The 26,477-nt window shown below is 45.6% G+C and carries 15 protein-coding genes; all 15 read left to right on the top strand.

The window, feature by feature from the left end; genetic code table 11:
• The 15 genes from B4V02_RS18335 (at window position 1) to B4V02_RS18265 (ending at window position 26,254) form a co-directional block, all read left to right on the top strand.
• Window positions 1-1,050, top strand: coding sequence for a hypothetical protein (locus B4V02_RS18335; protein WP_094155866.1), 1,050 nt, complete (start codon window positions 1-3; stop codon window positions 1,048-1,050).
• Between the two features lie 11 nt (window positions 1,051-1,061).
• Window positions 1,062-4,553 (top strand): peptidoglycan DD-metalloendopeptidase family protein, encoded by a 3,492-nt coding sequence (locus tag B4V02_RS18330; protein ID WP_094155865.1) that lies wholly within the window; start codon window positions 1,062-1,064, stop codon window positions 4,551-4,553.
• Between the two features lie 114 nt (window positions 4,554-4,667).
• Complete coding sequence (locus tag B4V02_RS18325) at window positions 4,668-5,087, top strand: hypothetical protein (RefSeq protein WP_007429422.1); 420 nt, start codon at window positions 4,668-4,670, stop codon at window positions 5,085-5,087.
• Between the two features lie 3 nt (window positions 5,088-5,090).
• Window positions 5,091-5,477, top strand: coding sequence for a hypothetical protein (locus tag B4V02_RS18320; RefSeq protein WP_025682897.1), 387 nt, complete (start codon window positions 5,091-5,093; stop codon window positions 5,475-5,477).
• A gap of 17 nt (window positions 5,478-5,494) precedes the next feature.
• Window positions 5,495-7,813 carry a PKD domain-containing protein gene (locus B4V02_RS18315; protein WP_094155864.1) on the top strand — a complete coding sequence of 773 codons (2,319 nt, stop codon included), beginning with the start codon at window positions 5,495-5,497 and terminating at the stop codon, window positions 7,811-7,813.
• A gap of 39 nt (window positions 7,814-7,852) precedes the next feature.
• Entirely contained in the window at window positions 7,853-9,277 is a 1,425-nt protein-coding gene (locus B4V02_RS18310) for a hypothetical protein (RefSeq protein ID WP_094155863.1), read from the top strand.
• 37 nt (window positions 9,278-9,314) lie between these two features.
• A complete protein-coding gene (locus B4V02_RS18305; protein WP_094155862.1) occupies window positions 9,315-11,150 on the top strand; it encodes a hypothetical protein in 1,836 nt (611 codons plus the stop codon).
• A gap of 30 nt (window positions 11,151-11,180) precedes the next feature.
• The gene (locus B4V02_RS18300; protein ID WP_094155861.1) at window positions 11,181-14,741 is read left to right on the top strand and encodes a hypothetical protein; all 3,561 of its coding nucleotides are present in this window, start codon (window positions 11,181-11,183) and stop codon (window positions 14,739-14,741) included.
• A gap of 14 nt (window positions 14,742-14,755) precedes the next feature.
• Window positions 14,756-15,841, top strand: a complete 1,086-nt coding sequence (locus B4V02_RS18295; RefSeq protein ID WP_208618733.1) for a cell adhesion protein — start codon at window positions 14,756-14,758, stop codon at window positions 15,839-15,841.
• A gap of 14 nt (window positions 15,842-15,855) precedes the next feature.
• Window positions 15,856-16,689 (top strand): hypothetical protein, encoded by an 834-nt coding sequence (locus B4V02_RS18290; protein WP_094155860.1) that lies wholly within the window; start codon window positions 15,856-15,858, stop codon window positions 16,687-16,689.
• Window positions 16,690-16,795: 106 nt separating this feature from the next.
• A complete protein-coding gene (locus tag B4V02_RS18285; RefSeq protein ID WP_094155859.1) occupies window positions 16,796-18,016 on the top strand; it encodes a hypothetical protein in 1,221 nt (406 codons plus the stop codon).
• Window positions 18,017-18,275: 259 nt separating this feature from the next.
• A complete protein-coding gene (locus B4V02_RS18280) occupies window positions 18,276-18,770 on the top strand; it encodes a hypothetical protein (RefSeq protein ID WP_010349351.1) in 495 nt (164 codons plus the stop codon).
• A gap of 36 nt (window positions 18,771-18,806) precedes the next feature.
• Window positions 18,807-19,424, top strand: a complete 618-nt coding sequence (locus tag B4V02_RS18275) for a hypothetical protein (RefSeq protein WP_094155858.1) — start codon at window positions 18,807-18,809, stop codon at window positions 19,422-19,424.
• Window positions 19,409-22,213, top strand: a complete 2,805-nt coding sequence (locus B4V02_RS18270) for a filamentous hemagglutinin (protein ID WP_094155857.1) — start codon at window positions 19,409-19,411, stop codon at window positions 22,211-22,213. Before B4V02_RS18275 ends, B4V02_RS18270 begins: the two co-directional genes overlap by 16 nt.
• 36 nt (window positions 22,214-22,249) lie before the next feature.
• Window positions 22,250-26,254: a DNRLRE domain-containing protein gene (locus tag B4V02_RS18265; RefSeq protein WP_094157032.1), complete on the top strand. Its 4,005-nt coding sequence runs from the start codon at window positions 22,250-22,252 to the stop codon at window positions 26,252-26,254.
• Window positions 26,255-26,477 lie beyond the last annotated feature (223 nt).

Below are 26,477 nucleotides of genomic sequence, written 5' to 3'. Positions count from 1 at the left end.
ATGAAACGCTGGATTGATGCAGATCCACTGGATTGGTTTTATAGAGATATGCTGGATATCGCACGATTAGGTCTGGATGCTCCAAGCGAGCACAGCTTTATAGAGGGAATGGCCTACGACACTTTTGAACAAGGACATGAACGCATGATCAAGCGCTATGTCACGTTCGATGGTCAACAGGAGTTTGCTATTCCCGGCTATCAGGTGCATATTGAAAATCCGGTTTTTGTTCTCATCGATGGAGTTCAGGTACAGCCTGAAAAAGTGGAGAACGAAAAGATAACGATGCCCAATCCTTTATCTGGCGGACTTGAGGTGCTATGCATCGCATATGGCAGGCCTGCTTATCGGGAGGATGGCTGTGTTCAAGGGCCTTATGTTGAGACGGACGAAAGTGCGATTTTCCTCCCTTCTGCGACCTTGTCCATGGCGGCTGATTATCAGGACCAAACGAAATATCAGGCGGAGACGGTCACAGTTCTGGGAACCAAGCTCAAGCGGCTGTCTGTGAAGATTTTATCGGAAGAAGTTCCGAGTGAAGCTATAAAGAAGGCATTCGGGTTCAGACAGGATGTATTTGCGATTCATCAAGGAATTGTATATCTCCCCTTCAACTATAACGGATTTACCGCAATTGTCGGATATAACTATCGTAATGCCGGAAGGGTGCAATTCAAACAGGAGACCATTGTTGTAAGCACTGCACACGCCCGCTATCATGATCGTTTCTTTCCGAATGTTCGTATGAAACGAGCACAATTTCTTGTGCTTCTTCAACAGATGCGGGTGGATACCTATAACAGATATACCGACCGTGGATTGGAGAGCAGTACGTATCCACAGAGAATCATACAGGATCGAAGCTCCTTATCAGGCCAATGGTATGAGCAGGATGTTATGGACTTGATGAGTGAGCAGTTCCTGGACGGAAGCTGCGTATTTCCACTTTATGAAAACAATATGCTGGAGCCTGAAAAATGTATTACACGTGCGGAAGCCGTTGTATTTTTAAACCGGTTCATAGAATGGGCCTTGGAAAAATTTAGATAGGAGATGAAAAAATGACTTTTGTATCCGATGTACGTAATCCCTCTAACCAATTGCTTGAATCCGCGATGAAGCGTGTACAGGCTCTAGGCCGTCAGCCACGCGTCATTGTAGAGCTGGACAAAATGTCCTATGTCCGCGGATCGCGGCCAAACCAAGACGTCGTTCAATATGTAAAAGATACGTCCGTTAAAGACTTTTTATCCATTGATGGTGTGACCCAACTAACAAGTGAAAAGGAAGCAATAAAGATTAGCGAGATAGCACGTCTCTCCAATTTTCCGATGTCCATGCCTATCCTTTCAAGTGCAAAATTGCGTGAACATGTTACCGATTCGAATCACATTCAGGGCATGCTGGTCACCAGCCGCCACTGGTCAGTGAATCCCAAGCGTCCTCTCCACAAAGGATTGGACCTGGATTGTAACAAGGGTGACACCATCCATGCTGTATGGGACGGAAGAATTACTGCCGCAGGTGCCGTAAAGGGTTATGGTCACGCTGTATATATTGATCACGGCAATGGCTGGACGACCCGTTATGCTCATTTGAAACCGGGTGCCATGATGGTCAAGGTTGGAGATCATGTGAAGGCTGGAGACCCGATTGCTGTAGCATGGAACTCGGGTCACAAGAATAGTAGTGGAGACGGAGATGGAGATAGAGCACATCTTCATTTTGAGGTTCGCAAGGATGGCAAGGATTTGAACCCCGAAGCTTTCCTGCGTGGGGAAAAAGCCATACAATTGCCCATTCGAACGCTGGATACGGCTGTTCAGAATAAAAGCGTGGCCGCTTCATCGTTGGAAGCCAGCGCTGCCGAATCCTACACCGAATATAGCATGGAAGCGTGGGCTTATTATGTGAATCCTGCAAACTCTGAAGGCATTACAAGAGGCGGAACGGATGTACGGGAGTGGAAGGACTACAAAATTATCGCTGTCGATCCTTCGGTCATTCCTTTGGGAAGCAAGGTTGAGCTATGGATAGAGGGGGAAAATTGGGGTGAATATGTGGCCGATGATACGGCTGGCTCCACGAAGGGCAAACGCATTGAGATTTTAATGGAAAATGCGGAGAAATGCCTTCAATTTGGACGAAAACCTGTCATTGCAAAAATCAAGCAGTGGGGAGACGGAAGAACTCGCAGCGCAAATTCAGAAGTAGATCAAGCCCTCGTATCCTACCAGATCAATCGGACCACGGAGAAGGTATCGTACTTCAAGGATTTTACGGCTCAAAAAACGAGTCTTGATCCTTCGAAATTTGTGGATATCGCAGGTGCTACACAATTTTTCACGAATGAGACGCCTAATCAGGTCCGTAATGTTTTAGGTTTTGACCGAACAGAAGGGGCAGGCCAGGTGAAGAAATTCACGTTTGTTCATGACTGGTTCAAGCCAGGCTGTTTGAGCTGGGCCTATGTTTCGGATATGGATATTGAGGACAGAGTAGAGGTGAAGGTGGACGACCATGTAGTTGCGACCATTGAAGGGATCAATGCCAAAAATGGACTGGCTTATCCTCCCTCTATTCCAGTGACTGGTGGACACCACAAAATTGAATTTTCCATGTCGAATCCTTCCAAGGCGTCAAGGGGCAATTTCGGGATCACTTTGCTGAAAGCCAGAGAATTTGATGTGGAATCCATCTCGGCCAAAACCGTCTGGACGTTTGAAGACCCGATGTGCACAATCAATAATTGGACTCCCGATCAGCAGGTAGTGGTGACGGATCTGGGAAACCAGCAGAAAATATCCACCGCACGGGAAGAGGTCGGTATTGAACGGGCTGGGAAGATCAACAAATTTCCATTTACGATGCAGTTCCGAATCAAGGCCGATCAGGGAACACAAGGAAAAATCATGATGTCCAATGGCTCCAAAGCTTTTGTGATCCAGGTTACAGATCAGGGGATCTCTACGAATGTCGGCTCCTATAGCCATAACCATGTGAGCGAGTACACCGATTATGTTGTAACCTGTCATAACGAAACAGATATGGATGTATATATAAAAAATATGCAGCCGGGCGGTATCGAACAATGGGAAAATACCCGGGTACGCGGCGTATCCGGCGATGATACGACGAACAGACTGCGGTTTTCCGTATCCAGTGGCGGCCTATATATTGCAGAGGTAAAATATGCTTTTCATGATTACTCCATTGAGCAGTTTGCCACCCATATCTCAGATACGTATAAGGAGAAATGGTATGACGTTGGCGGGTTTCAGTATGAGGATACCGCTACACTGGAACGGGATGTGATGAACTGGGAGGTTCATTCTCACATGGACATGTCCTCGACCTCAGCCACCGTAACTTTAAATAATGCCAAAGGGATCTATTCCCCATTCTTGGAACGGTATGCTTCACTTCCTGATGGAAAGAAGCAGCCGTCTAATGAATTTACCTATTGGGAGGAGGGAGAACGACGGCACCTGATTAGTGAAGGGACACCCATCCGTATTTATGCAGGTTATGGCGATGAGCTGGTACGTGTATTTACAGGCATGATCAAGGGTGAAATTGAGGAGGATGCCAAGAGAAGAACGCTTACGTTTCACTGTGTAGACCGTTATGACATGCTGGAGGAATTTGTTTTTTATAAGGATATGGTCTACCCTTCAGAGGAAGCGTATGCCGGGGACGGCGGCGCCTTTGCCTGGATGAAATCCAGCATTGTCAAGGATATTGCGGTTGCAGCCGGTCTTGATTCATGGCGTGTGCACAGAGAAGATTGCCGATACCCTGATTTGGATATAGACGAAACGGTGTATGTTGATGTGAAGAAGGGCGAGCATTCCTATATGAAATTTGACCCCAAGACAGGAGAACTTCAGACGATCCAAGATCAAGAACGTGTGAAAACAGCAGAAGGCTGGAAAAGTCCTATCGTAGCAAAGGTATCCTTCAAGGCGGGGACAAGGGCAGCAGATGCGATACAAACGCTCATACAGGATTTGCCCTATGATGTCAGATGCGATCGCTACGGAACGTTTGTTTTGAAACGAATGGATTTTCTGGATACTCCGGATTGGGATCAGGTAGCGCGTTCCAAATGGAAATTTACAGATAATCATTTGCTTGAAATGACGTCTTCTACCGACTATTCGCGTGTTCGTAATCATCTGATGATTACTGGTTCTGCGGGGTTAACAGAGCATTTTCTCGATAAAAGCCTGATTCTCGCCACCAAAGGGAACATGAGAACCGTGGGATTGCAGCTGCCATGGATTGAAGAGCAGGATGAGGCATCCATGCGCGATCTTAAGCAGCAGATAGCGAATAAAGTATTTTTTGATATGAAAAGACAAGCCCGCACCAAAAATATTGCCATTCAGGGCAACCCGAACATAGAGCTTTTGGACGGGTGTTATGTGTATGACAACCATACCTGTAATGGAGGATATTACCTGATTAAAGGCAACAGACTGGTCGGTAATGAATGCGGCATGGTCAACTATCTGGAGCTGACCTGGACCGCTCTTCCTGCAACATCCTGATTTTGACGGTATAATCCATAATCCATAGCACAAGTAAAGGAAATGGCATTACGCAACCTGCGTTAATTGTCATTTCCTTTTTCTTATATTGAAGGAGAAGGGGAGGTGTGAACTTTGGAAAACCAGAATTTTACGAATTCCAACGAGGTATTTCCGATTATTGATCTGATTCGACGTGAAGTACGCAAGGAAAAGGTGCATGCAGGTCAGGCGGACGACTTGTTGGATAAAAAGGCTCAGGAGGAGCCTAATGTCATTACCATTGACGTGGCCCGTGAAATGCCTCAATATCCTGCATTGGTAACGTCAGTGCTGTACACCTATGATAACGGTTTGTCGGAACGGCTAACGCTGTATCGAGACAATCTGCTGCAGGTGACCGGATTTTTTATTGAATTTAAAGCCTCCACAACCCTGAACGCAGAAATGGAAGAAGAAGCTGATATTCTGACGTTAAACGCTATACGGGGAAGCATTATCCGGGAAAATGGCTTGTTCAAAAATCTGACGATTGATTATGTAAGGGCGGTGTAATCGTTGTCCAGTGGTGCTAATTTTGCAAGCTATATGGTAGGCGGGCGTTTGGACCCGCCTTTTATGCCAACGAAGACCCAACCGTACATTGTGGGCAATCGAATTGAATCGAGAGGAATTGGCAAGGTAGAAAGCACAATGCAAGTCAGTCATGATTGCGAGCTGCTTGCGGTAGCTGTGGGAGCGTCCTTTTATGAGTCCAGTGATTATTGGAATTTATATGTGGGAGATAAGCTGGTATGCCAACGGATCTTCACAAAGGACCTGCCTGAAGGAATGTATTTTACCGCCGTTATTCCTTGTCCGACGGGGACTGAATTTCGTTTTGAGTTCTTTAATGAAGGCGGCAGGAACAAGGATATATGGGTGAACTATCAAATGCTCCAATAGAAAGGTGGTGAAACATCATGCCAGAGGATAGTCCTTGGCTGGAAATGCTCGTTAACGAAGACCAGCTGTTGAGCCAGATTGTGGCCCTTTGCGCTAAAAATGGATGGGATATGGTGGATGAATTTCATAAGGTCGTGTATTCAAGCAGATTGACCAAACCCACAATTCAGCGCTTCTCTCTTCCACTCGCGAGCTCCTATGTAGATATTCCCAAGCTTGCGCATAAGAGTGACTATTATGTGTATTTGGATGGCGAGCTTATGCCGTCTTCCTATTATTCAGCAGAAGAGAAAAAGGATGGCGGACAACGCATTACCTTCGCGTCGGGCGTTTCAGGAGAGGCCGCTGTTTATTACAGTGATCTGAACGGCTCGGAGGAATTTGAATTTGTTGTAGCCAAGCACTATATTTTGCGAAATGTATCGGGGCATCTTTTTGGTCTGGCCATGCTGGGCAGTGTGAAGGAAAAGCTGCACAATACAGGCTCAAAAATCCCTTTCGCTATTCACAGGAACCATGCCGGTTGGGGAACGCAGTTGGAGCCGCAATCTGATGGTATATTCTCTTGGGCTGTCCAGAAGGTCGAAGAGGACAACCTGTTTGAGCGTCATACGATGTATTTTTATCAATTGGAAAAGTTCGTGAATACGAGCAGAATGATTGTGGGCTGGGAACAACCCGCTGATTTTAAGCGGCTCGCTTTGGACGTAGAGATTCAATCCTCTATGTGGGGGCTGCACGAGGCCACCCAAGCGCTTCAGTTCAGGATCACGCATCAATTTCCTCAATTCTACCAATCTCCTTACGTTGCTTCGCGGACGCGGATTCCACAACTGGATCGTTATGAACAGGTAGCCTCCATGAATGTGAAATTCACCAACTGGTGGCAGGACAGCAAGGTCCAGCTTAGAGGCTATGTGGATGGAAAGTCTGCCATGCTGGTTTTGCTGGCAGATACAGCACCTGCCTGGGAGCGTAATGCAGTACCTTCGATCCCGATCTATATGGGGGATTTTGATATCAAGAGCAATACCAATTCAATAATGAACGAGAGTCGCATATTTGAACTGAATAGCGGTGAGGAAGCTCGCAAAGCAACCTTTTTCTCGGAGAGTCCTATGGTTAATACCGGATCGACGATGAAGGTGTGGTTATCGGGAGATGTGGCTGCGGAGTCAGACTATATTTCTCTGCGTATTGCAGGTCAGGAGCTTGTAAAGCTGCGAACCACAGAAGCCCACACCCCTGTCGATTCCAGAGATCAGGCAGAGTACCTTGGAGAGTTCTCTGTATACGGGGTGGATGGTAAAAATTCATTCGACTTGGAAGTGGTTTCTTCTTCTGGAGTTAATGGTTTTAGTCCTGTTTCCGCAAGGGTCTGGGTGGATCTTCAAATCTACACAGAAAACGCGGGTGCTACAGCTGCTCTATTCGCAGGGACTGCATTTGCAAAAGACGGCTTGAGTTTAGAGAATGCGCTCAGTCAATCGGCCCGGTTTGACTATGATGATACAGATCCAAAGCGGCATCAGGATGTGCTTATGCCGATCTTAAAAGAATATCCTGCTCACCCGAGTAACGGTATTGATTCTGTCATGGTGAAGAGAACAAAGTATGGTGCGCGTTATCAATCGTACTATTTTGCCTGGAATGTTCCGTCGAACAGGATGCCTCCCTTGCGGGAGGACACGACGGGAGCCAAGCATGTCCGAGCCTGGAACAACAGCGATATGAGCAATGCCTATCAATATGAGTTTAATCCATCCCGCTACACTGAGCAGGTCCATTCTTCGAGAGCCTTATTAATACATCCGGAAGATGGTACGCATGGAACACTACGAAATGTTATTTTACTGTCGCCCTTAACTATAATGAACGGGGATGAGCTGGAGGCCGTTGATGAGCACTGCAACGATGGAAAGGGTCCTAAGCATCAGACGTATTCTTATTATCTGACAGAGGGCATATCACCGTTGACCAAACGGGCAGCGACACCTTATCGACCAGCGGGCATCGGTATTTTGAAGGCTGGAAATCTTCGAAGACCGGAAAAACGGCTACCTATTTCGCCGCCTCCGTTCGTTGTATCCCTAACTCCGTCCCATATCTCTGCTCATGTCGGGGAGGGAGTGGAATTGATATCTTCCTATAACAAGCATTCACCGATACTTATCTCCAACTGGTTTGCTTCAGATGGCGTAAATCCAGAAGGTCGTACGGTGAATAATGCCCGCTTTACTTTTCATAAAGAGGGAAAGTATACCGTCTCCTTCACCTTAACGAATGAATTGGGACAGACAGGGACGGCGTCAGCGGACATCGACGTAGTGAAGTAGCAAAGAACAAATCGTAATTCAAAGAAAGGGGAGAAACAAATGTCATTCATTGATACGACAGCAGCAGCATTTACTCCAAAAGTAACAGAATCGGACTTACAGCCCCGTATGGGAGAGCTGCTCGCTACCGCAGGCTGGAAAGTCGCGGCCAATTACAAAAGGGTCATTTTTGATGCCAATATTACCCATCCCTCGGATTTAGTGAGGAACTATACCAATTATCGGATCACGGTTGCCGAACATTTTATATATTCCAATAAGGAAAATCAAAGCTTCGGTATCGCCATCGCCGGAACATGGTACCCTCGGTTGGCCGATTATGTGAAGCGCCCGGATAAAGATTCCTACAAACAGTTTGGGGAATGGGCAACGAATGAATTCCGCAAATACCGGCTTTCCCATACTTTATATGTGTATATGTTGGAAGATTTGAAAGGATTAAAGCCAGACGGTGCGGATCTTGTACTGGCCTGGAACGATAATTCTGAAGCCGGACAGCTTCGAGCAGCGCTAGATATTGAAGTAGAGGAATCTACTTGGAAGACAACGACCAGCGGTCCCATGTTTACAGTGACGAAAGCAGAAGGTGCACGAATGCAGTCTCCAATTATGCAAGCAGGTCTGCGTTATAAGCTGATGGAGTCTTACTACAACAACTCTTTTAACTATCCTGTTCAAAATACAAACTGGTGGAATGATTCTGAAATTTCCGTAAAAGGGACTCTTTCAGACACGAATTTCTTTTTTACCATCCAGTGTGATAATGTACCGGCTCCAGAAAATAATCTGGTTCCGATCATTCCGCTCTACTTTGGCAAGCTGGACCCGGTCGAGGAAGGCGATAAAGTTTATGCTTTATTTGCAGGAACGGTTCCGATCAGGGATACGGTGAATGGAGTCGCTACGTATGACTTTGACGATACGACATCCAGACAGCCCCATATTATGCCATTATTAAAATCATATCCTAACTTTCCGGCTAACGGTCTGGATAATATTATGGTTAATCGTGCCAAGCAGGGTGCGAGATACCAAGCCCATTATCTTTCCTGGAATTCGCCACCCAATCTCATGCCGCCGGCCAGAACTTCGGTTGACGGCAAGAAGGATTACCCGCGAGCCTGGAATAATGCTGAAAACCCTTTGTACAAATACACTTTCAATCCTTCTCGTTACAGTGGCAAGGTGCATACTTCCAAAGTATACGTTATTCACCCCGAAGAGGGTGTACGCGGAACGTTAAAAGATGTGATCTCCTTGGCGGCCTTTTCCTTTAATGCCAACAAATTGAGAGTCAAGCGGGCCCACTGTCCAGATGAATTTGATGTTTACCGTTACTTCCTGGTAGAGGGAATTTCCCCATTGACCAAAAAACCAGGTACTCAATTCAGGCCTGCGGGCATTGGCTTGTATGTGAACACAGTAGATGATGAAGGAAATGAAATAAAACCAACTACCTTATAGTGTAGCTTGGCTAATCTAATATTAGAGGTGATTGATTGTGTCGTGGTTTGATGGAGATGCTACTTTTCAACTGTTTCCGCAGGAATTGGAGAAACAATTCAATGCTCATGGCTGGAATACGTTTATTAAATACCGGGCAGTAACCGGGAACCCTAGAAATACGGCGACCAAATTCGCTGACGTTCGATTGTTCAGATCCACAGGCAGTGACGGTCAGATACGTAACTTCGGTATGGCTTTTGGTTATGGCGGGACGGTCAAACAGCCAGGGGAGATGGACTTCATTTCGCAGAACTCCGTGCTCGGAGAGGCTAAGCGGGTAGAAGGCAGTGACACGCAATTGCAGGTCGTTGTGCGTCCTGTAGAGCCAGATTCTGAGATGTTATATAAGAATGGTGTATTCGTTCAAAAAACGGAATATACCTTTGAACCTTACAGTGGCGTATTTAAGCTCAATAAAGCAGCACTGGCAAGCGATCAATTTACCGTATCCTATGCGCCTGCTGCGAATGCTCCGAGTTTGCCCAAGCGATTATTTTTCTTTACCTTCGATGATGTACGCTCGGAAAAAATTGTAGAAGCTGTCAATAACGGAATCAGGGTAGGCGATCCAGAATCCATTCTTCCTGACGGAGATGGAACTCGTCGAGAATTTAAAATACCTGCGGACACGACCATCAAGGCAGGGAGCGTCCGGCTATATATTAATCAGGTAGAGGTTTCTCCTACCGATTTTACGGTTGACTACGCGACGAATACGATTAAAATCCCGACGACAGTTAAAGCACCGGACGCTGGCAGTGAGCTTCATGCTTCTTACATCAGAGTACTGGCGGGTACGGGAACAGAAATGATTAATTTCGGGGATGTGACTACCCGGAACTTTGACCCGGATTCCGGAGCGAGCTTAATGAGCGCTGTATACTCCTGTATTTACTATATCTATCCTTCGTTGCCAACAGCATTGTCCTTCACTTCACTAGATAATTATACCCGGGGCTGGCAGCGAGACTCCAGCATATATTATTGGGGAAACTTCAACAAAGACCGTATTGTCATGTTCCTACGTCCCGATCCTACCTCGGGTCCTGAGAACACATACTTTGCACCACTTTACATTGGCAAAATGACCACGCTTGGCAAATCGCCAAGAAAAAATCACGTTCTGATCTCTGGCTGCCGGGAAAAGGACGAAGTGAAATGGGGAAGGGATATGAAGCTGGGGGCCACATACGTAGACTATGGGCCGAATACTTCGAACGGTAACAGTTCGGTACAGCTTCAACAGTCCATTGGCGGAACGTATTACCAGCAGCATTATCTCGCCTTCATTACACATGACAAGCGGGTGGACGCAGGTGAGTCCCGGTTTAACCCTTCGGTGTACAGCGGGAAATACCATATTTCTCCTATGTATGTGGTTCACCCAAATGACGGCTTTGTCGGTAAGCTGGATGAGTGCTATGCTGTTCATCCGAAAAATATCTCACAGCTCGATGAGCTGGAGGTGGCAGAGACGACAGATCATGAAATTCTGGGCACAGGTGATGGGAAAAACAAGGTGTTCCATTTATCTCATCAGCCTTCCTTAAAAGATGATGGTACACCATTCAATCTGGTAATCAAAGTCAATTGTGTTGAGGTCAAATTCGGCACGGATTACACATTGGATTTGGAAACCAAGCAAATCACATTCCTGGATGGCAAAGCACCGAAAGCGGATGAAGAGGTTTTGGCCACCTACGAGTACAAGCAGATTTACCGTTATACCTTGGCGGATACACCTGTGAGTCCGTTCACGTTGGCTACCATTAGTCCATTCGCTCCGATCGGCTTGGGTATTCTGAAGGAAACGCTTGTTAAGAACAGTTAACCTGCAGGGTTAAAGGAGGTCGGCGGTGACATGCTGGACGGTAAAAAATCTTACCTGATCAGTATCACCGCCCTTTTTTCTAAAAAGGGCTATGAACTGGCATTTGGTACAGACATGATCTTGGATACACAGCGGGATACGCGTTACCATCTGTCTGCTCCTGTGAATAGTACGTACCGAACGCTGAGGCAGGATACGTTAAAGAATGCATCCAAAGCTCCCTATCCCGCTACAAGTTTATTCGGGAGAGATTGGAAAGAGGCAGCGATTGCTGGTGAATTCGAGGGTCAAACCGTGGAAGCTGTTCACTCGACGATTGTATCTTACTTATCCGATATTCACAGGCATTTTAGAGGAGAAGTCAGACAGAAGGCGCAGCAGCCTTCACGTTCCACCGCGTCAGAGGCTCGTTGGAAAATGGGCGGCAAGATCCATTCCATGGAATATGCAGATTCTATACAGCAGGGAGATCGGCAGAAGTCCATTCAGGCTGATTTTATTGTTAATGCGGTGCGGGAGAAAGATGCCGTTTCCCAAATGAGGCCACAGGTAGAGACTTCAAATGATACCTATGAATTCGCAAATGTTTTGCCTGCCTATGAGGGGCTTCTTGATGCAGGCTCTGTATCCGAGCAGCGTCAGGGTAACGGATCGCCTTCTTCTGAGTCAGCAATTCACGGAGAAACCGTGAAACAGGGAGATACCGCTGAACAACAGACGGTTATTCAACAGATATTTCAGGATCGTGCAGCGGTGGTAGAACTGCCAGTCGCGGCTGAGGGGCTGGCGATGGAATCTATATTCCAGCCGGCAGGTGAGGCGTTGCCCCATCGAACCGATATTCGGGATGCCCTGATTGAGACATCACGGTCAAGTGTGAAGGAACAGATTTTAGATTCGGATGAAATCAACGCTTTAACCAGAGCCGGAAAGCTTGAACGGGTAGTCGGGACTATTCCTGATGATGTGCTGGAGACCGAGGCCAGTGCCAAAAATGATAATACTCCCGTGGAAGCACGTGCAGCAAAGTCTGACAAAAGCAAGGATGCCATCATAGATTGGCAGATGCTTGTCAAACAGCGCCAATTTATGGATTCCACCAACGAATATGGCACTGCTGCATCGATGCGTTCTGCCACTGGTGCTGGGCATGGACGAATGCGCACAACGGAGTTGAAACAGGACAAGTTCCTGATGATTCATGAGTCCGGGACAGGTGATCGTATATATCTTCCAGATGCTGCGGAGCCCCAAGACATGCTGAAGGCGGAGCATGGCGTATTTTCTATACAACCGGAGAACACTTCGTCCATTACAGCAGACCCAACGATGGGATCGGTCACCGGGTCACCCGAGATGGGCACGTTATCTGAAGGAATCCGCTCTGTATATGGCGAGTACGCGACAGAAGTGGTCGAAGCGGGAATGGAAAATAACCTGCCAGAGGGCTTGCAGCACGTTGATGTACCAGCTACACCAAGCCCGATTGAAAGCGTGATTCATCGAATGCAGGAGACTTCGAACGGCGGCTCACTTGAAGGGCTTCAAGGTCATTCAATAGCAGGCAGCATGGAATTCGCTGATGGCAGGATAGGTGTACAGACTGAAACGGTTACTAGCGGTCTCGCATCTTCAAGCGGGAACAGCTTGAACGAATCTACGAGCGTGGCTAGCTACAATAGTGAACAAGTCTGTCCTGCCAGTCCAGATCAATATAGAGTAGCTTCAAACTACGATGACTCTAAAGGGGTGCCAGAGGAGCAAAGCATTACAGCCTACATCCATTCCTCGGCAGATGCCGACAATGAGCATCTAAGCTCTGGTATCCCTGAGCACCACGCAACGTTAGATGAATCTCAGCGTGGAGAGCGGATATTCGTCAGCCAAGAAGGTGAGTTGGACGACCTTGGTTCTGCACGTTTAAATGGATTGGAGCTCGAGGGGCAGTATGAAGAGCTGCTTGCAGCCGATGTCCTGAGAGAAATCATTGCAGATTCTCCTGAAATCAGCAAGATGGCTCGAATGCTCCGGATTATGTATGGTGAGCAGGCGATGGAACTGATTGAAGCAGGCATTGAAAATATTGTGGCAGAGGCTGTGAAGGAAGGGACAACTCAGACTTCGATTCATCAAATTACAGATAGCGTCATTCATCAGTTGGAAACGTCATTGGCCAGTGGTTCGCTGGAAGCTATCCAGACTCGTTCGAATCAAGCCTATATCGAGCATACCGAAGGGACGCTGCAAACAAGCGCTGAGCAAGGCAGCAAGTCTCTCGCTGAAGAGGGACTGCTTATCAGCTCCGAATCTGGTAACTCCTTCTTTTCCTACGAAGGTGCATATCATGCGATGGGAGATGCAGAAAGACACACGTCTGCCGAAGCCGAAATCCAGGCGTTGGATAAGGCGCTTATGAGCTCGAATAGTACGAATGCCATAACACAGGATATCGAAACAGGCAGAACCTTCTCCAGCACTACAGGTGTTACAGAGTCCATGGAGCAGGGCATTCTTTCCCAATCCCTTCTGGATGGTGAATATAGTCATTTGGAGAGGGCAGCCATGAGCACTGGGAATTTTGATGCAGCGGAATCAGGACCACTGGAAAGCGCACAGTATATTGGCGAATTGGAAGCCGAGAAAGTGGCGTTGGTTCCAGCAGAGCGGACAAGTATAGAAAGCCTGGAGGCGGAGGAAGTCACACTGGCTCCATCGGAACGTGTAAGCATCGTGAACCTGGAAGCCGTTCGGCATGAGATCAAAGCCAGCGAGCTTTTAGAGCAAACGAAGGAAGCTGACGTTACTTCATCAGAGCGCGCGCTTATTTATCAGGATATTCAAGAGGGCGTTATCAATGGCGGCACTTACGCTGACAATCAGGAGCATAACCAGATCTCCGACGCTATCCTCCTTGACGGAGATCGAGCAGTTCCTATGGAATCTGTTCAGGAGACGATGACAGATCAGATCGATCGGGCGGACAGCATTATGAGAACGAATGAGACTGTGGTTGAGCAGACGAGTGGAACAGGTAACCAGGTTGAAAATGTGCTTGAAGCAATATGGATTCATCAGGAACGTGCCAGTGGTGAGGAGAAGGAATACATCGGTGTCAGAGATGGTCTTGAAACTGCCCAGCCGGGAGATATCAGCAAAATGGTGGATATGCCGGAGCTGGAGCAAGGCCAAGCCATCGAAAAAACGCTGCCAGCAGTGATACCTGCACATATAGCTGCAGAGCCTGTTTTTGAAATAGAAGAAACCGAGCTGCATGCTATATCTGAAGGTGCTCGCAAGAAAAAGGTCATGTCTACAAATATCGAGGATGAGCACGAACAAGCTGCCAGAAAGAAAAAAGTAATAAAGACCCAGATTCCAGATGCAGAAGATGGTACTCGTTTGAAAAAAATAGCTGCTGTCCGTATCGAAGCCCCAGAGTCGGCCAAGCGTCATAAAACCTTGAAGACGGTGATTGAGGCCCCATCCGAAGCTACGAATCAATCGATACCGGCCATGTCCAAACGAAAAATATGGATGATTATGGGCAAGATCGCTTCTTGGAACATCTGGAACTGGAAGAAGACAAGGTAGGTGATAAAAATCTCATGGGGATCTACAAGAAATGGAGTGGATTGATTTTTGATGACACATTTCAAAGTGGAGAAATCCACTCCCGCTACCAAATATCTCCGACAACGGCTTGTACCCTGGATACAGGCTTGCAGCAGTTAATCATGTCCCACACAGAACAGGAAACCATGCTTTTGTTTGATGCACCAAAGGATGAGCCTACCCTGCTGTTAGAAGTTACTGCTGACTATGTTCCTATTGCATATGGCGACGAGGGCGGGATTGTCATCTGGCAGGATGGCTACCATCGGCTGGAATTTCTGGAGAGTAAGGATACAACTACTCGGGAGTATAGCCGCTGGCGGGCAGAGAAGAAGGGGAACCGGTGGACCTTTTATGCCAATCGCGGATTGGGGTGGGAGCTATTTGACTCAGCTGATCTGGTGGCTGAAAAAATAGGTGTCCTCTTAAAAAATCCACAATGTGATGAATACGAGAACCTCGGTTTAGACAGGCTTGTGCTATGCAAAAGCAACAAAATAACGCTGGGAAATTTGCCGGAAGGCTATTCCGTATTTTTATGCGATCCCGATGGATATGCCATTGCTTCCTCCAAAGTAGAGCCTACGTGGACAGGGGTACAAATGGAGCTTCCGACCGTACCCTTTAGCGGAATGCTGAGAGTCTATGATGAGAATGGCGTTCTTTTATCCAGCCTTGGCGCTATGGATATGTACGGAGGGGATCTGTATCTGTATGGTACCGATCTTCGTGTGCTGTGGAAGGATAAAGAGCTTAGCTTAAGCGGGGAAACCTACCTGGGCACAATGTATGACAATACCATTCAGGTACAAATGGAGTTATATAATCCCTCCAAAAATAAAAAGGCTGAGCAAATCTCGATGGGGATTCTGAAATATTTGGAGGAATTCGGCTATGAATGGGCAGATTTGAGCCATGATGATGGAACGGATCATCCGCAAGGGGACTATATGCAGCGACTCCCTATGGGGACTTTGCCACCCGAAGGCAGGATGAAATTCTGGATGAAGGTAGAGCGCAAAAATGAGCATTTTGGCATCAAGCCTCTTCATTTTATTTTGGATATTACTCATGTATAAGGAGGTGTTGGATTTTGGCAGGTACGAAGATGATGTTGCGCAGATATGGAAATGAAATCATCTATTGGGACGAGCAGGAGATTATTGTGGATCAGGCCTACCTGGACAAGCATAAAGACTTGTACATCCGTCTGACACATCCTTATATATTGGGTACAAGGATGCTGGATGTATATTTGAATGGGCAGCATTTGCTGGCTCAGGGCGGATATGAGGAAGTAGACGAAAACACGATTCGCCTCGATTTGGGCATTTATCCGCAGGAGCATCCACTGGCAGGACAGCACATTCCGCTTGTGATGGATGATGAAATATACATCCGTACCTGGAAGCCTGAGTATCGTCAGGGGGGCGGAAGCGGTATTGATGATCTCAGGTTCAAAAGGCTGGAGGAAGAGATCGTCTCGGCCCGTAAATATACGGAGCGTGATGTTCAGTTTCACCAGTTGGATGACAGGCTGGATTATATTCAGGAGCGGGCAGAGGCCAAAACGATGGTATTTGTGCTGGAACGGGTTCCGCTAGGACCCTGCAAATATGAAATGAGATTCCCGTTTGAAGGGAAGATCAAGGAAATATACGCCTCTTGCGGAGTATACGGGACAAGTAAAAGTGAGTTTTCCATTGAAAAATGCTCCCAGTTCGACTATGAAACGTTACCGAGCTGGACTAATATTTTCAGCCGCAACCTGACCATTCAGGCAGGTGAAAAATCCAGCAATACGAGTCGTTTACCTTATATTCTTTCTGATCCTGTGATTCACAAGAACGATCATTTTCGTATTAACACTCTTGCGGCAGGTGAGGGATTAAGAGGCTTGACGCTGGAAATCGTCGTTATTATATAAAAATATTACTGCAATATCGGATAGAAATGCATAAAGAAAACTTATATTGCATTCGTAACAAAACATAAAAGTGGATTTGTAAAATCCCGATAAGGAGAGATGAGTTATGGCAGGTACGAGAGGTATTGCCAGATTCCGTGGTGAGCAGTTGAACAACAAACTGTTGCGGAATCAACATTTTGATGAAGCGAATAAAATTGCAGAGAAGTACATTGACCTCCAGTTTCATAATCACCGTGAAATTTTGGAAGACACCAAGATTGATGTATTTGTACAGGTGAATGAAAAGGCGGTTGCCGGCAGCACACAACTGGATGTATCGGGCGATATCGGCACAAGAACCGTCTCGACCGGAGACAAAGTGGAAGGTGTCGTGCTGACCGAGAAGGTGCAGCTTCGCGCTGCAGGTACAGACAGCCCGATCGGAGACAGCGACTCTGACGTGGTATACGGTCGTCTTGAAGAAAGTAAAGGCAGCTACCTTCTGAAATTTTATAGTGTAGAAGGAGGCAAAGAGCAGCCGTACACATTTGCTGCAAAAGCGGACAAGATTGATTATCGTTTTGTCATTCGCACGAATTTGTCTGTCATTCCTTCGGATGCAATCATTCGAGGCGGCAGCGGTTTCGTGGAAGGGGCCACTGATGCCAAAGCCTATATGAACCTGATTCAGTTGATGAAGGATGTGTATGGCTCGACGGGCACGCTCGACAATGACGGTAATTCGAATCTGGGAGTTTCAATTCAAGACCAGCTTAGCCAGGAGGTACAAGATCGCAAAGATGCGGATCAGGCGATCCAGGATCGGTTGGCTTCTGCTACAGGTGCACAATTGATCGGGGTTGCAACAGATTCCAACTATAGCGGAGTGACTTTACAAGCTGCTCTGAGCAATGTAGCGAAGCGCTTGAAGGCTTCTGAGGATTTGATGATTGGAATTAGTGATCGGGATGCTGATTCTGCAAGCGGCTATTTCAAAGCAGGGGCTTTTGGCAATGCAGAAGGTCGTATTCTTGATTTGGAGAAGGCGGCGGATGCTGCATTCAAAGCATTGAGTGTGAAAGTGGGCACGATCGAAGCGGCGGCTGAAGAAGAGGTATTTGAAGCCGTTGGGGGCGAGACGGAATACACGCTAAAAAAGGGAAAAGCCAAAGATAAAACGGTACGTCTGGCCATCAACGGGCAGCTCCAAACACCAGGTATTAACTTTACCTATATCAAGGATGAAGGCGGATTGATTACAGGCTTTAACTTTACGCCGGATACGTTGAAGGTTGTCGAAAATGTACCGGATGTTCTGTTCATTCAGTACCAAAAGGCTGAATAAGCAATAAGCAATTTTAATCCTATTTTCTCGAAAAATAGCTCTTTATATCAGTTATAGCAGCACCCCTTGGAAGCGTTGAACGAGTGCATGCTCATTCTCAGCATCTAAGGGGTGTACTTATATCCATCTCTAAAGAATTTTGTAGGTTTTATGTCCACATAATGTTAGTTTTCATTGCAAGTTACTTATATTGAGTATGCCATGAAGAATGTGGCGAAGGGTTTTATTTTATCTTTTCTAAAATGAAGGAGGAAAAAACATGCCAGCACCAGCAGTATCATGGCTTAAAACGGACAACGTAACAACATTGTCAAAATGGGAAATCGGGACGATAGACGCGGGATCTTCTTCCCCATCTTTGGGTGTACTTATTTGGAACAACCGTGGGAATGCAAATAACGATTTTTCAACCATGACCAATTGTACTATTACAACCAAGGATAGCTCGGGAGGAGATAGTGGTGAGTTGGTCCTGAATACATGGATTCAGGTACGTGTAGATAGTATGGGGGAATCCAGCTTTACTTCCATTGGCGGGACAGCAACGAAAGTCATTCAGGCTGGCGGGAATACGGTCAATTCCAAGGGAACCTTTTCGCCAGGAAACAAGGAAATTCTGGGCGTTATCAACGATGGCTCTGTAGGGAATTCCAAAGGCAACTACACACAAGTGACACTACAAGCAAGCGTTCCGGCTACGGCCACGGCAGGTAATGTCAACTTTCTGACACGCGTGGCCTACCAATACGTCTAACAACTGATATCCAATACAATGGGAGGAAGAATATCTATGTTTGCACAATGTAACGGATATTCTCCTGTGTCACAGGATTTTATTTGGCTAGGTGAGTACACGGACGGTACTCACCTTTCTGAGTATGATTTTGTCACGCAGGCAGAAAACAGCTTTTACACCATTCAAAGAGATAAATTGATCCGCTTTGGTATGATTGGGCATGGTCAGACCTTCTTCTTTGAAAGTGACGGTATTTTCAAACTGGCTGGCAGGATGGTGGAATTGGTATATTCAACGCCGGACAAAGACTATCACTTGACAGGTAATGTGTTTCAATCCTACAGAGATATTATTGCATATAAGGATGCGGAGGCATCCGGATTACCCAACTACAGCCCTGCTGCGGCTGGAGAAAATGGTGTAATGAGCAGTACGATTACCCAATTTAATTTTGGATACAAGGCGGCACTCGTGTTTGACCAGGTTGAATTTCATGTCAAAGCGATCTGTAAGATTCCATTCAACGCACCCGTTCATATGGCATTGAGACTAGTGTCCAATACGGAACTGAATGGCAAATTACAGGTCAAGGTAAACGGCTTGGTTACACAGGAATTCGGTGCTCCATTAAAACCCGATATCGGAGGTGAATTGAATTGGCTGGTTCAGTAATCCGTAATTATACGATTGAAGTAGATAAAATCAATAAAAAGTCAGTATTCAGTATATATCCATATCCTGTAGAAGTCCTTACTCCAAACGGCTGGGAGAACATCCAAGAAGAATTTGAAGAGCTGCAGGCAAAAAATCTGGACGATAATTATACATTAACACCTGATGAAGAGCAGCTGTATCAAGAATATAAGCAATTGGCTGATTCCTTTTATGAAAATAAAATAGCATCCACGATTATTTTGGATACCGTCGATCCGACGGGAATTGACATCGTGGGCAGAGACCGGGTGCAGCATGTATTGGATGCAGAAACCCGTGAACAGATTCCATTTGGGCGTGAATTTGCTTATGTGCACGGAGCCTCCAAGCTGAGTGGAACGATTATTTTACCCTATGACGATTATTCGGATGTATATGTCGTCAGTGATGTGGATGAAGACGGTATTGCCGAGCTGACCTACGTGAAGACGAAGGAAGAGACGGATGGCGTAAGACCTTATTACGAAAAGGTAGAGGGTCAGACCTATATTTATGTGGACCATTTCTCGGGTGGTGGCGGAACACAGGCCGATCCTTATATTGTATCTACTGAGCAGGACTTGAACGATGTCCGTAAAAAGCCTAATGCCTGGTATTTGCAGGATAGGGACATTGTGATGGGAAGCTTTCAGAGCGGAGAAGGCTTTACGCCCATAAAGAGCTTTACGGGAATTTATGATGGAGGTGGTTTTTATATAAAGAGTCTTTATATTAACTCTTCTACCTCTGAAACTGGATTATTTGGTGTCTGTGGCTGGGGCGGGCTTATTCGTAATTTAAGGCTGATACATCCCAATATCTCTTCTTCTAAATCTAATGTTGCGGCATTGATAGGAACTGCGTATAATGCCAAAATTTATAACTGCAATGTAGTTGGAGGAGAGATTATCGGCGGGGGCAATGTAGGTGCCATTGTTGGATACGGTAGCAGTGATCTAAGACAAGCAGGTTACTTAAATACAAACACAGAAATTTACTATTGTTATAATTATAAGTGTGTTATTAGGACTACAGGAAACAATGCAGGGGGTATTGCCGGGAATTTGACTAATGGATATAACGGGTATATTGGAATAACCAACGTGTATTCAACTGGACTGGTCGAGGATATTACTGTAGCTAAAGAAAGAACTGGTATTGGAGGATTAATAGGCTTTAACAGCGGCTCCAGCTTCACAAATGGATTTTGGGATATGGAGAAGTCAACCTGTACGTATAGCGCACTGGGTAAGGGTTTATCTACGTCAGAAATGAAAGATATGAGCTCCTTCTTGAACTGGTCATTTGATATCTATTGGTACATGAGTGAAGATTATAATGAGGGTTATCCAGAGCATAGACAATTTATTAGATATAGCCAAGGACTTGGAGAAGAAGCTAACCCGTTTATTATAACCACTGAATTTGATCTCAATCAGATGAGATGGTTTCGACAGGGCTACTATTTTCGTTTTGAAGATGATATTAAGATGACAGAGCATCAGACAGGTAATGGCTTCATGCCCATTGGCTTTGATTTAGTTGGTAAAGAGCAGTATGTAAAGGCTTATATTAATGGTAATAATCGCAGTATCGCTAATTTGTTTATTTACAGACCTGCTAACACTCATGTGGGTTTATTTGGAGTTATCAGTGGTGGTTTAATTGAAAACCTGGATATTATAGATCCCAACCTTACTGGAAAACAATATGTGTCTCCTTTCGGTTATGTTAGTAATGCTAAACTTTCTAACTGTCATACAGACACCTTTGCTTCAAGTATGATAAAAGGGACTTTTGTAGGTGGTTTAGTAGGTCAAGTACATGGAGGAGCAATTATTGAGGATTGCTCCTCCAATGTGAACATTTCAACAACAAATTATGGCGGCGGGTTTGTATCATCCCTTGGTGGAAATCCTATTATCAGAAGATGCTATGCATCAGGTAAAGGTGAGAATACGGGTGGATATATAGCTGGTTTTTTTGGGAATATTGAAGATTCCTCCACTTGTTTAGTTGAAGACTGTTTCACCAATACAGAGTTAAATGGTACCAGCGTAGGTCTCTTTGGCGGATATGTTGGGAGATATTCACAAGGAGCTATTGTACGACGCAGTATAGCTTATGGTAAAGGATACTATTCAGAAGGATTTTCAGGTTTTTTGGCGAGTAAATCGACTTATGAATCTCCTGCTTCCTGGACACAAAATTTTTGGGATAGGACACTAAACTCAAATGCAGCGACGAGTTTTGGAGCAGCAGGAATAACAACAGCTGAGCTGAAATTCCTTGGAACATATAATAATTCTAGTGGTTGGGATTTTACGAGCCTATGGCTGTTAGAGCAGAAGTATAATAATGGATATCCTGTTCTACGTAAACTTTTACCTGTTGATACCCCTATTTTAGGATTTAGAAATGAATTTGGCAAATACTATACGGATAATGCAGGAGAGCGGCTGCGCTACCTGGAGTTCGGTACATTAGTCGCCAGCCAAACCTCTTCTCCCAAACCGGTATGGGTGCAAAACAATGCTGATTTCCCGGTGAATCAACTCAAAGCATGGGTGGACAGTGCGACGGTAGCTAAAGGGATGGAAATTGATTTAAGCATGTCGGATACTCCGTTTTTACCTGCTCAGGAATTAGCCTTTAATGGCATCTTGGCCAGGGGCGGCGCGGAAAAGTTCTATGTCCGAATCAAGTCGGATATTACAGTGAAGACGGGTGGAACGTTTGATCTAAGGGCGAAAGCAAGCCCCATGTAATGATGTTCCAATACAATGGAATAGGGCGTGATGTTGATGTTTAGCAAGAGAGGATTAATCCTTTCCCTTCACGCTTCCCTTGCAGATCAAGGTTTGGAGTTTGGCTCCAACTCAAAACCCACTTCGCAATGGCATGATTTGAGTGGTAAAGGAAATCACGGCATACTGAACGGCTTCCAATTTACGAAAAATGATGGCTGGGTAGGAAAAAACACTCCCATCCAGCCCTATGCCCTGTTTTTTAACGGGACGAGTCAATATATCCAGTGTACAGGCGCGGATACCTCTAAGCCGATCACCAGCGTTACCTTTGAAGTTTGGATATATTATATTGGGGGCAACGTTATTTTGTCCTCCGGGGGACAACTTGACAATACGGAGGGGAACGATACCCAGGGCATCTCGGTCAAGTTTAATCCTGCTGGGGAATTGGAGTTTCAGATTGCAACCAGTACGAGAAAAGCGTATGCCAACTTGGGGAGATTACCCAGAAATCAATGGTATCATATTGTTGGCGCATATGACGAAATTACAGGCAATCTATCTACTTTTCTAAATGGCGCTCCTCAGGGAAACGTGCAGGCTGAATTCGCTGAACATAGCGAAGGGCCAAATGGACTTTTTATAGGCAAGCAAAGTACAAAGGATAGCCAAGGTTTTCGTGGCTATATTCCCGTTGTACGATTGTACAATGTTGCGCTAACTATGGATGAAATCGTTGAAAACTATATGGCTGGTTACCTTTTGGGGATAAGTCATTCTGACATGCGCATTCACGCGAGCGTACCAGAAAGGCAGAATCTCACAGCATCCCTGCAAGTGGGAATTAGCTCGGGAGCTCAAGGGAAGCAGACCATTATTCCTGCCGACATGGCTGACATGTCTTCACATATAGTAGTTAGAAGGCCTATTGATGTAGTCAGCAATATGCATATCAATACTCATGTTTCCGTAACATCGCACTATGCGATCCATCCCGTGGATCAGGATGATATACAGAGTGCTATTGAAGTAAAGACAGCGGATAACCTTGCAGCTGTGCTGGGTGTTAGTGCATCGGGGAAAACGAAAGTAAAGGCTCGTTATGATGTCCTGCCTGTGGATTACAGTGATGTTCAAGGCAGGATGGCAGTTACGGTGTCCGATAATCTCACTGCTATGCTGAGTGTTAATTCAACAGCTACTGCCATAGTCAGGTACGATGTGAAGCGGCACATACCGGATGATTTGCGATCCAGCCTGATTGTTGTGCAGCAGGGATTACCTTCCTGGATATCGGTAGAAGTCAATACGATATTAGCCGCTCAATATCAGATTCATGCTGTTCAGGAGCAAAACTTCAAAGCTGTAATCAAGGTCAAACAGCCGAATGATATCGTCGGCAGCTTGATAGTCAATTTTCAAGCAAGAGGCAACGGAAAATATCAGGTACGGAGAATTGAGTCTGTTAATCTCAGCTCCAACCTGCAAATTAAGTCTATTGATCAAGTACATTCATCATTGTCTGTACAAACGCATACTCACCTGGTCGTGAAATATGGGATAGAGCCACTTGGGGATGGAGATTTAACTTCCCTCCTAACGGTACCCCATATATCCAAACTACACAGTAGCATTCAGATAGGCACTCATACCCGAATCATGGGGCACTACCATATTCATAAGAGTCATGTTACAGATTTAGATTCTAGTCTGCAAATTAAGAAAACGGAGAATCTACTTTCATTCTTATCTGTTTCATCCTGTACCCAGTCTACCGGCAGATACCGGATAACTTCCCGAAGTTATGATGATCTCCCATCTGCAATGACGGTTCGGGAAGTTTCGAATATGGCCTCATCCATAGGAGTTGCACCTTATACATGGATGAAAGGCAGATATGATGTTATTGAGCCTCCGGCGTACACGACGAGCATTTATGCTAATAAAGATGCTTTTGTTCGTGAATCTCAGCCCAGATTAAACTATGGGGTTGAGGAACAAATGTATGTCGGATATTCTGCTTCTGCTCAGGAAAGATACCGGGCTTATGTCGGCTTTGATTTGAATACTGCTTCTATTCCCGAGAAAAATACGACGATTAAATCTGCCGCGCTCAAGGTGTATTTCGATGGTCGCAACGTTCCCCTGAAGGGGATACAGCTCATTGAAGCATCCAAGGAATGGTCAGAATACGGAGTTACATGGCAAAATCAACCGTTTCCGTTTGGCTTTAGCAACCCGGATTCAACCTATAACGGTATAAACATCGTTCAGGATGTAGGTGGAGATTCAGGGTACATTTCTTTTGATGTGACGGATTCCATTCGTGCATGGTATGAAGGAAAAAGGGCGAATTTTGGATATATCTTTAAAGCTCTGGATGAATTTGAACATGGAAGTATTCGTTTTTTTACCAAGGAGCAAAAGTCGTATCGTCCTATATTAGTGATTAGCTACTATGATACTCGTATCTATAGTTTAGGCAGAAATAGTGTAGAGGGTGCCCTTACCACTTGTGTAAGCAAAGAGTCGCAGCTTAAAGGCTCGTTACGCATTAAACAGTCCTATGGAGCAACGGTTTGGAAGGGAAGCCTGTTTGTCCATAACCAAAGGGAGATCCTGGCCGATATTACAGTGACGGTACCTAACGTAAACGGTAAAGTGTCCGTAAGACGTAAGGATAATCATTCTTTAGAGGCTCAGCTTGTTGTTGCTGTTGCACGTGAGCATTCAATAGACAGCGCTCTATGGGTGAGTAGGAAAATAATACCTTCCAATATGTATGTCTTTTACAGGGAGAACATGGCTTCCAGGCTGAGCGTTGCCCGCTGGGCAGCTCCGTTTCCCGAACTTCCGGCAACGATTCTTGTCAACCGTAAGGAAACGCTTGGGTCGATCCGTGTAAGAAGGACAGCGCATCAGGATATCACTTCTGGTATGGAGCTGAGTATCCCTAATATATTAGGGAGCTTAACCGTCTTTCAGGGAGCAGTAAAGAAAAGCTCTATCTCAGTCCGTAGATCTCGTGAGGCGGATCTGATGGTGGAGGGGCATATACTTCATAGACAAAATATGCCTGCGGATATGAATGTCCACAATCCTGATTTTTACGGCAGGCTTCAAATTGTGTTTAGTAGCCAGCTCATGTCTAATTTGTCTATTAGAACAAGAGCACATTCCGGGCTGCCTTCAACGGTCACTATACCGCATTATACTTCTTTGAGATCATGTATAGCGATTTGGCCGAAAAAAGATGTGCCTTCAAGTCTCACCGTACTTTCAGGAAATTTGTGGGCCTCTATATCCATCCCGTACCATCAAAGAATGGATATGCAGTCACGGATTACAGTGCGAGTGAAGCTCATTTCTGATCTGGAGATTGCAGTAGGAGTAAGATCCGGCAATTTAGGCTCTAACATAAAGGTTCAAGTGGACAGCTATACGGATCAGCCTTCTCACCTGCGAATCAGACGTAGTCATTTGGACAATATCTTAAGTGAGCTTTACGTAAAAACTTGGGAGAAATCTGAACTTAAAGGCAGGATCAGTGCACGGAAAAGCCGTGAATCTGATCGATGGTTTCGAATCTCGGTGCGTCTTTCCGATCAGCAGGATTGGGATAGCGAGCTATCGGTTCGTATTGTGGAACACCATGATCTGAATTCTGAAGTGGGCATTAGACGTGATGCAGCGTATGATCAATTTTCTCACGTTACCATTCGACATTCAGAGCAAACAGAGCTTCCAGCAGATTTAGGGATTCGGGAGCATAGTCATATCACAGGCTATCTTACTGTGAGAAGGACAGCACAAAAAAGCTTACAAAGTGGTATGAATGTGTGGGAGAAATCCGTTGTCGCTGGTTCAGTGGTGATCAGACAGTATCGACAAAATGATCTTCACGGCTCCATGGATATTTGGAAAAGATCTATAATGAAAGGTCATATTTCCGTATGGCAAAAATCATTGCTTTCTGGAGCTATACAGATTCAGGTTTATGACGATGTAGCATCCAGTATAGAAGTGGCTACCGAATACGGATACTGCTATATCATGTAAAATTAACCCCTGCTATCCGTAGTAGGGGTTAATTTTTACCGATTTTTACTTATATTGATCCTGACGGGAAGAAAATAGACAACAGGTAGGTGATATGAGCTGGACATAAATATAATAACCGCAGTTATTGGAGTCATCGGTACAGCCATTTCAGGAGTCATAGGCTACGCCAGCGGTCGTAGTAATAATAAGGTTACAGATCGAGAGCTATTGTCCAAAGATG

The sequence above is a fragment of the Paenibacillus kribbensis genome, assembly GCF_002240415.1.
Taxonomy (GTDB): Bacteria; Bacillota; Bacilli; order Paenibacillales; family Paenibacillaceae; genus Paenibacillus; species Paenibacillus kribbensis.
The sequence above is the reverse complement of the archived record's forward strand: the minus strand, read 5'-3'. Positions and strand labels throughout refer to the sequence as shown.